The 8,060-nt window shown below is 63.3% G+C and carries 7 protein-coding genes and 2 pseudogenes; 6 read left to right on the top strand and 3 right to left on the bottom strand.

Features of this window, described 5'->3' with window-relative positions; translation table 11 throughout:
- Positions 1-205, top strand: a pseudogene (locus tag AC3XYG_RS21220) (hypothetical protein); the annotation flags it as partial.
- Positions 206-504: 299 nt separating this feature from the next.
- Complete coding sequence (gene oxlT, locus AC3XYG_RS21215; protein WP_489141859.1) at positions 505-1,830, top strand: oxalate/formate MFS antiporter; 1,326 nt, start codon at positions 505-507, stop codon at positions 1,828-1,830.
- A gap of 91 nt (positions 1,831-1,921) precedes the next feature.
- On the opposite strand, the gene AC3XYG_RS21210 is transcribed toward oxlT, so the two are convergent.
- A complete protein-coding gene (locus AC3XYG_RS21210) occupies positions 1,922-2,116 on the bottom strand; it encodes a hypothetical protein (RefSeq protein WP_489141858.1) in 195 nt (64 codons plus the stop codon).
- 494 nt (positions 2,117-2,610) lie between these two features.
- Here AC3XYG_RS21210 and AC3XYG_RS21205 point away from each other — a divergent pair, with 494 nt between their 5' ends.
- The gene (locus AC3XYG_RS21205) at positions 2,611-2,886 is read left to right on the top strand and encodes a hypothetical protein (protein WP_489141857.1); all 276 of its coding nucleotides are present in this window, start codon (positions 2,611-2,613) and stop codon (positions 2,884-2,886) included.
- A gap of 383 nt (positions 2,887-3,269) precedes the next feature.
- Here the strand turns inward: AC3XYG_RS21205 and AC3XYG_RS21200 are convergent, their stop codons facing one another.
- Positions 3,270-3,773, bottom strand: a complete 504-nt coding sequence (locus AC3XYG_RS21200; protein ID WP_489141856.1) for an RNA polymerase sigma factor — start codon at positions 3,771-3,773, stop codon at positions 3,270-3,272.
- A 434-nt stretch (positions 3,774-4,207) separates the two neighbouring features.
- Between AC3XYG_RS21200 and AC3XYG_RS21195 the strand changes: the two genes are divergently transcribed.
- From AC3XYG_RS21195 to AC3XYG_RS21185, 3 genes are all read left to right on the top strand, one after another.
- Positions 4,208-5,233, top strand: a complete 1,026-nt coding sequence (locus AC3XYG_RS21195; RefSeq protein ID WP_489141855.1) for a fatty acid desaturase — start codon at positions 4,208-4,210, stop codon at positions 5,231-5,233.
- Positions 5,234-5,410: 177 nt separating this feature from the next.
- Entirely contained in the window at positions 5,411-6,592 is a 1,182-nt protein-coding gene (locus AC3XYG_RS21190) for a type I phosphomannose isomerase catalytic subunit (RefSeq protein WP_489141854.1), read from the top strand.
- The gene (locus AC3XYG_RS21185) at positions 6,589-7,347 is read left to right on the top strand and encodes an HAD-IIB family hydrolase (RefSeq protein ID WP_489141853.1); all 759 of its coding nucleotides are present in this window, start codon (positions 6,589-6,591) and stop codon (positions 7,345-7,347) included. The genes AC3XYG_RS21190 and AC3XYG_RS21185 overlap by 4 nt, the downstream gene beginning before the upstream one ends.
- 75 nt (positions 7,348-7,422) lie before the next feature.
- Here the strand turns inward: AC3XYG_RS21185 and AC3XYG_RS21180 are convergent.
- A pseudogene (locus AC3XYG_RS21180) lies at positions 7,423-8,060 on the bottom strand (glycosyl transferase family 1); the annotation flags it as partial.

Genomic DNA, 8,060 nt, shown 5'->3' with positions numbered 1-8,060 from the left:
CGCCGGGCGCACGGCACCGCCGGGCCGCCGCATGGGCCATGCCGGTGCCGTCATCTCCGGCGGCCACGACACCGCCGACCACAAGATCGAGGCGCTCAAGGCCGCCGGCATCGCCGTCGCCGAATCCCCCGCTGCCCTGGGCCGCACCATGATCCGGGTGCTGCGCGACGGCCGCACGGCCGCTTTGGCCGGGGCGGCGGAATAAGGCCACGAGATGCTGCGGTGCAGCCACGATTCCGGCTTGTCACCGCGGTCGAAACGTTCTTTGGTATCGGTAGTTCTGCATTTGGTATGCCAGAGGGTCGATCCATAACGGCCCCGATTGAAACAAAGACATAACCGAGGGGAGGGGCAGCCGATCCACACATCGGCATCGCGTAACCAAAGGTCGAATGGCCAAGGGTTTCGTGCGCCCCTTCTCGAGGACGATGGCGTCCGTCACGGGCCGTTCTCCTCCGATTCCATGGGGTTGCCTCAACCGACATGCGAAGGACTGGGACGGAAATGCTGACCAATCAGATTCCACAATCCACATCTGCGACCAAGGGGCCACCCGGCGGACGCTGGCTCCAGCTCGTCATCGGCATCGTCTGCATGGCGATGGTCGCCAACATGCAATATGGCTGGACGCTGTTCGTCGGCCCGATCGATGCGACGCATCAATGGGGCCGGGCCTCGATCCAGGTCGCCTTCACCATCTTCGTCCTCACCGAAACCTGGCTGGTGCCGGTCGAGGGCTGGTTCGTCGACAAGTTCGGGCCGAAAATCGTGGTCCTGATCGGCGGGCTGCTGTGCGCCATCGCCTGGGTATTGAACTCGATGGCGGATTCGCTGGTGCTGCTCTACGTGGCCGCGGCGATCGGCGGTGTCGGTGCCGGCGCGGTCTACGGCACCTGCGTCGGTGCGGCGCTGAAATGGTTCCCGGACCGACGCGGCCTGGCTGCGGGACTGACGGCAGCCGGCTTCGGTGCCGGATCGGCCATCACCATCGTGCCGATCGCTAACATGATCAAATCCTCGGGCTATGAGTCGACCTTCCTGACCTTCGGCCTGATCCAGGGCGGCGCGGTGGTCTTGCTGTCCTTCCTGCTGGCGACGCCGGCCAAGGGTCAGCTGCCGGTCGTCGGCAAGTCGAAGCTGGCGCAGACCCGGCGCGATTTTGCCCCGTCGGAGATGCTGAGGAGCCCGGTGTTCTGGGTGATGTATGCGATGTTCGTCATGGTCGCCGCGGGCGGCCTGTTGGCGACGGCGCAGCTGGCTCCGATCGCGGCGGACTTCAAGATCGGCGACACCCCGGTCAGCCTGATCGGCCTGACGATGCCGGCCCTGACCTTCGCCCTGTCGCTCGATCGGGTGCTGAACGGCATCACCCGCCCGTTCTTCGGCTGGGTGTCCGACCATATCGGGCGCGAGAACACGATGTTCATCGCCTTCTTCCTCGAGGCGGTCGGCATCGTCATGCTGATGGAATTCGGCCGGGACCCGGTGTTGTTCGTGATCCTGACCGCGCTGGTGTTCTTCGCCTGGGGCGAGATCTACTCGCTGTTCCCGGCGACCTGCGGCGACACCTTCGGGTCGCGCTACGCCACCACCAATGCCGGGCTGCTATACACCGCCAAGGGGACGGCGTCGCTGGTCGTGCCCTTCGCCAATGTAGCGGTCAGCCAGTTCGGCAGCTGGGACGTGGTGTTCATCTTCGCCGCGCTGGTCAACCTGATCGCGGCGGTGCTGGCGCTGTTCGTGCTCAAGCCGATGCGGGCCAAGGCGCTCGAACAGGCCCGGGTACAATCCGACATCGCCCCTGAGGGGGAGCCGCGGCTCGCCAACTGAAGACCACGGCCGGGGGGTTTCCCGGCGCCTGAGACTAACCCCAGGGAGGCGGGCTCGCTCGCCTCCCTATTTCTTTGTCGTCTGGTCGGCTTCACATTGCCCGCATGAAGCTGGCCCAGGCCGGATCGGCGGCCTCGGATTCGTCCGGCTGCGGTTCGCCGCCGAAGCGGGTGGCGGGCTGCAGCGCCAGCGGGGCCCGGCCCATATTCGCCGTGGCCAGGCGGCCCGAGGTGTAGGCCAGCGCCACCATGGCCAGGCCCGCGCCGAGCACCAGAAACGTCATCATAGCAGCTGTCCTCCGTCGAATTCCGGCCCGGCCGGTGTGGCCGCTCGCCGTTCGTGTTGCACTGCACATATGGCAGCACCGCTGACGGAGTGCAATAAAATCTGGTATACAAAATACAGGAGACAGTTTTGCATTTACGCATGGCTCGGCGGTGAGCGCCACTTATCGACCATCAACGATCGCTTTGACCCCAAAGCCCCTATCGTGACGGAAGCCGAAGCTCGGCAGCGGGCTGCGGCGGTTCTCGACGCCCGATACCCGAGCCGGTGGAAAGCTGGCCGGTTGGTTGATGGTGATCGGGATGATGGTCAAGTGCTACTAGATTAGGCCCAATCATCGTGCGGGTTATACATAGGGCCGGGAGAGCCCACGGCAGTTACTTGGTTCGAGGCCGCCAAGCGCGCTTCCCGAGCACGAGGCAACGATCTGAGGCGTGTTCACGATTGCCAATCACGCATAGCAGTGCGGATCGGAGCTGGCCGAGGATGAGCCAGATGACACGCGAGGAACTGAGCGCCAGGGTGCCGATCGTTCTCTGGGAGACGATGCAGATGGTGCGCTTCGCCGACATCCCTAATTCCTGGCGATTGGAATTCCATGCGAACAGCCGAGGGTCAACCACCCCGAACCTAGGTGTCGCCTTCAATCGTGACTGGCCGCGTTGGCTTGAGATTCGGTTCTCCGGCCGATACAGGCCGCCTTGGCGGGACTTCGGAGCCGTGACCGATGAGAATGCAAAAAAATGGCTGGAGGAAGGTCTTCAACCTTAGAGGCTAAGGAACCGTGGCGGCACATCGTGGTGCGAGCCTCAGTGACTATGCGTCACGAGGCCGATTGGTTGTCATTTGGTGGCAAGGGGGGGCAACACGTATGAACGCCATCCTCAAGGTGATCTAGGGGATCTTCGATCAACCCGAACCTCAGTCAGCGTCGTAAGATGGTCGATCGTCCCATGCTCATGCTGCTTCGAGCTGATCAACGGCCATCGCCCAGCTTCCCTCCAGGAGCCGGTTGGTTTGATCGTCAAGACGGCGATCAGGCGAACATCTATGCGTGCTAGCTCCGCCTTCTCTCGACAGAGGTCGGATGACAGGTTCGTCCCTTTTGCTGACATCCCGAGGCAACTCGTCGACGCCGGCCCAGGCCGGGGGGCTCACTGCTGTGTCCGCATCTCGTCCCGGAGGTATCCACGAGCCCGCGAGAGCCGAGATCTTACTGTGCCGGTCGGGATTTGCAGTCGCCGAGCCGCCTCAACGTAAGAATCCCCTTCGACGGCTACCATGGTCAGAATGTCCTGGTGTTCCTTCGAAAGAGCCGTCCAGCGCGCCGAAACCTGCCGCAGTTCGATGGTCCCCAGCTGTGTCGGCGGCGTGCCGACATCCCAATCGTCGATCGAGATCATGACGGCCCGGGATTGAACGGTCGTGACCTTCGACAGGTAAAGCCGGCGCATCATCACGACAAGCCAGGCCATCATGTTGCTGCCGGGCTGCCACAGGTCGAGTTTGCGGACCGCTCTGAACAGAGTGTCCTGGATCAGATCGTCGGCGTCGGCATGGTTTCGCGTCAGACGCACCGCGTAACGGCGAAGACCGGGGATACAAGGAGCGATGGTCGCGATGAATTTCCGCTCGTTCGCGGCAGTGATGGCCGACATGGGTGAGCGTCCTTGTGGGTGTTGGTGCCGCTGCCCGGCCACTGCGGGCTCGACCGACGGGGATCGACGTGTGAGCGTGAGGGGCCGCGGTCCGACATATGATGCGGATCAATCCAGACGCACCGTAGCCGGGAGAGAAATGGCAGCGGAAGCTTCGGAATCTACTCAGATCAAACCACGGCTCGATCGGTTCGCTGTGACGATCCGATCATCAAATGGAGTTTGATTGCCACTGAGGAAGGCTGGCATTCCCTGAGCTTTGCCGCCGGCACCTGAGTGATTTCCGAGGCTGACCATGTTCACCCTGCGATGACTATGGTTGCGAGCGCCGATTTTTCTATCGGATGGCCAGAACCGCGTGCATACAGCCGTCCTGTCCGATGGCGCGTGATGGTGAAGCTCTCGGCAAGCGTCGATGACGGATGACAAAAGACATGACATTTCCCGTTGGCGATGCAAGGGCTGGAGTCCAGGCTCTCAACCGATATCGCGAGACGAACGCGGCCCGCAGTGCTTTTGAATTGCTGGTCACGGCAGTGCCGTTCGTGGTGCTCTGGACTGTCATGTGGGCTGCGCTCGGCATCGGCTACTGGCTGACATTGCTGCTCGCGCTGCCAACCGCGGCGTTCCTGATGCGCCTTTTCATGATTCAGCACGATTGCGGACATGGCGCCTTCTTCCGTCGACGGTCCATGAACGATTGGGCGGGGCGGATCATCGGCGTCGTGACGTTGACGCCCTATGGTTTCTGGCGCCGCACCCATGCCATCCATCACGCGGCCGTCGGCAACCTCGACCATCGCGGCATCGGCGATATCGACACCAAGACCGTGAGTGAATACCTCGACCTCGGTGCCGGCGGTCGCCTTGCCTACATCGTCTATCGCCATCCGATCGTGATGTTCGGCCTCGTCCCGGCATACCTGTTCCTGCTGCACCATCGCCTTCCCTTTGGTCTCATTCGGGCTGGCGGACAGCCCTGGGCCAGTACGATGGGAACGAATGCGTCCATCGCGGCCGTCATCCTGTTGATGGTGTGGCTTGTCGGGGTCTGGCCGTTTCTGCTGGTGCAAGGCCCGGTGCTGCTGATCGCCGCCTCGCTCGGGGTCTGGTTCTTCTACATCCAGCACCAGTTCGAGGACACGCGGTGGGAACACCAGGGAAAGTGGGACTTCCATGAAGCCGCGCTTCATGGCAGTTCGCACTATGAGTTGCCGCGTGTCCTCGCCTGGTTTACGGGGAACATCGGCGTGCATCATGTGCATCACCTGTGCAGCCGAATCCCGTTCTATCGTCTGCGCCAAGTGCTGGAGGACCATCCGGAGCTGGCGGGCGTCGGTCGGCTGACATTCGTTCAGAGCCTGCAATGCGCGACGCTTGCCCTTTGGGACGAGGGGCAGGGGCGGCTGATCTCGTTCCGCGAGCTGCGAAATCGTCGTTCGAATGGGCATTCCAGGTAACCAGGCCGCGGTGGACCCCGTCCGGATCTGAGTAGTTTCCGAAACTGTCGTGCCGGCTTGCCCGGCCGGTATCATCCATTCCACCAATCGGTGGTCCGGCTGCTGATCGGTCACGGAACGCCCGAGGCTGTCCCGATGGACGCCTCGTGCCCGTTCATTGCGACAGGGACACCAGCGATGGAAGATTTCGGCAATCCGAAACCGGCCGGCCCGAGCCCGGTCGGCGGCACCCGGGACGAGCGGCGGGAGACGGCGATCCCGGCATCCGCGCAGCCGGTCACCGAGACGATCATCGACGACGCCGACATTCTGGTCGTGGCGCCCTTCGCGGACCTCTCGCCGCCCGCGGCGCAGCCGGCCGTCATGACCGGGACATCACTCTATCCGTTGCGATTTGATCCGATCTACCAGTACCGGCTTTGGGGCGGACGGCGCCTGGGAGAGTGGCTGGAGACATCGCTGCCCGGCGACGGGCCGATCGGCGAAGCCTGGATGCTGAGCGATCGCGACGACCATCCCAGCCGCGTCGCCGACGGGCCGCTCAAGGGCCAGACGATCGCTCAGGTGATGGAGCTCTCGCCGACGTCGCTCCTCGGTCATCTCGCGGCCCGATTCCAGCGCTTCCCGCTGCTGCTAAAGTTTCTCGACGTGCATGAGATGCTCTCCGTGCAAGTGCACCCGGCTGACGACAAGACTGATCTGATCCCCAAGGGTGAGACCGGCAAAACGGAAGCCTGGGTGGTTCTCGAGGCCGAACCGGGAAGCTGTGTTTACGCAGGTCTGCAAGCCGGGACGACTGCCGCGGATTTGCGCACGCTCTCGACACTGACGGTGGAAGACCATCTGGCCAGCTTCGCGCCGGTCCGCGAGCAGGCCATTCTCATCGAGGCCGGCGTCGTTCACGCCCTGGGCGATGGCGTCGTCGTGCTCGAAGTCCAGGAAAACAGCGACATTACCTTTCGCCTCTTTGATTGGGACCACATCGATGCAAAAACGGGCCGCCCGCGCCCGTTGCAGGTGGAGCAGGCGCTGGCCTGCGTCGATTTCAGACAAGGCGCGATCGAACCCGTCGCGCCGATCGCCGAAGTGATGCAGTCGGCCAGGCGCGAGCGGCTGGTTGATTGCTCCCATTTCCGCCTATGGCGTCTTCGGAGTGCGACACCGTTCCCGGTCGGCGTCGAGAACGCGCCCCGGGTTCTGGTGTGTGTCGACGGTGGCGGAGACATCGAGCACGACGGCACTGACTTCAGGATGGAAAAGGGCACCGTGATGTTGCTGCCGGCAGCCATCGGGACGTGTCGTTTTCGACCCGATGGCGCTGTCACGCTGCTGGAAATAGCCGTGCCGGATCAATCATGAAGACGCTCGCCGTATTCGATCTCGATGGCACGCTCGCCGAAAGCAAATCACCTCTCGATGCGGAGATGGCGGTGCTTTTGGGCCGGTTGCTCGGGATCGTCAAAGTCGCCGTGATCTCCGGCGGCGCATGGCCGCAATTCGAACAGCAGGTTCTGTCCCGCCTTCCCGGAAGTGCCCCTCTGGGCAATCTTTCCATTCTGCCGACCTGCGGGACGCAGTTCTATCGCTTCGATGGCACCTGGCAAAAACTGTATTCGGAGGATTTCAGCGTCGCGGATCGGGAGAAGATCATCGGCGCGTTGAACCAGGCGCTCGAAACATCCGGGTTCAAGCCCGAACGGCATTGGGGATCTCTGATCGAGGATCGCGGCAGCCAGATCACCCTGTCCGCCCTAGGGCAGGAGGCGCCGCTGGAAGATAAGAAGACATGGGATCCCGACTTCGCGAAGCGCAAGAAGATCAAGGCGATCGTTGAGCCGTTGATCCCCGAATTTTCCATTCGGATAGGTGGCGCGACATCCATCGATATCACGCGGCCCGGCATCGACAAGGCCTACGGCATCAGGAAGCTTCGCGAGACGCTTGGAATCCCCATCGAAGACATGATCTTCGTCGGCGACGCCATCTTCCCTGGTGGCAACGATTACCCGGCCAAGCAGGCGGGCGTCGTGTCCATCCGGGTGCGGGATCCCGACGAAACCAAGCGGGTCGTCGAAACCATCCTTGCCTGTCTTGGGGCCGCCGGCCGCCCGTGACGTTGATGGAAGCAGTCTCCACCGCAGCATCGCGCCGGCAGTGTCGTCGGCTCCCTTGAACAGGATCTCGAGGCGCTAGGCCAGGCGTGGCACGAATTTCGCCCGGCCGCCGCTGAGGCGGGCGACCTGCCGGATCTCGGACAGGCTGAGAAGATAGGATACGACGGACTCGCCACCCCGGTTCTCGTTCAACCGGTCGGGATGCAGCCCGTCGCGGCAGCTGCCCGTCTCCACGTCGACCAAGGACAGGGACAGGTCGTTGCCGCCGAGGAACCAGGAGAAGGCGCGCGCCGCATCGGCTTTCCAGGCATCATCGCCATCGGCACGCAACGCCGCCAGGCACGCCGAGATCGTGGCCGTGGCTTCCAGCGGCTGCTGGTCGAAAGCCTGCGGCAGTGCCCGCCTGCTGCCGAACCCGGACGAGCCGATCGGCCGGAACAGGCCTGCCGGCGTTGTCTGGAGTGACATCAGCCAGCGCAGGGACCTGAGGCCGGCATCGACATAGCTGGGCGCATGGGTCGATATGCCCGTGACGATCAGGGCTTGAGGCAGGCGGGCATTGTCGTAGGTGAGCCCGTCCTCGAACCACACCCAATCCGCGGTTTCGACTGCCGCCAGGAGCGACATCAGCCGGTCGGCGAGGTCATGGCGAATCGGCTCGGCCAGGGTGTCCTCGGCGACCACGGCGCAATAGGCGTCCAGCCCGAGCAATG

It is taken from the genome of Inquilinus sp., from assembly GCF_057815775.1.
The sequence above is the reverse complement of the archived record's forward strand: the minus strand, read 5'-3'. Positions and strand labels throughout refer to the sequence as shown.

What these genes read in the sequence shown, in the direction of transcription:
- oxlT (WP_489141859.1), top strand. Translation starts at nt 505, where the DNA reads ATGCTGACCAATCAGATTCCACAATCCACATCTGCGACCAAGGGGCCA.
- AC3XYG_RS21210 (WP_489141858.1), bottom strand. Translation starts at nt 2,116, where the DNA reads ATGATGACGTTTCTGGTGCTCGGCGCGGGCCTGGCCATGGTGGCGCTG.
- AC3XYG_RS21205 (WP_489141857.1), top strand. Translation starts at nt 2,611, where the DNA reads ATGACACGCGAGGAACTGAGCGCCAGGGTGCCGATCGTTCTCTGGGAG.
- AC3XYG_RS21200 (WP_489141856.1), bottom strand. Translation starts at nt 3,773, where the DNA reads ATGTCGGCCATCACTGCCGCGAACGAGCGGAAATTCATCGCGACCATC.
- AC3XYG_RS21195 (WP_489141855.1), top strand. Translation starts at nt 4,208, where the DNA reads ATGACATTTCCCGTTGGCGATGCAAGGGCTGGAGTCCAGGCTCTCAAC.
- AC3XYG_RS21190 (WP_489141854.1), top strand. Translation starts at nt 5,411, where the DNA reads ATGGAAGATTTCGGCAATCCGAAACCGGCCGGCCCGAGCCCGGTCGGC.
- AC3XYG_RS21185 (WP_489141853.1), top strand. Translation starts at nt 6,589, where the DNA reads ATGAAGACGCTCGCCGTATTCGATCTCGATGGCACGCTCGCCGAAAGC.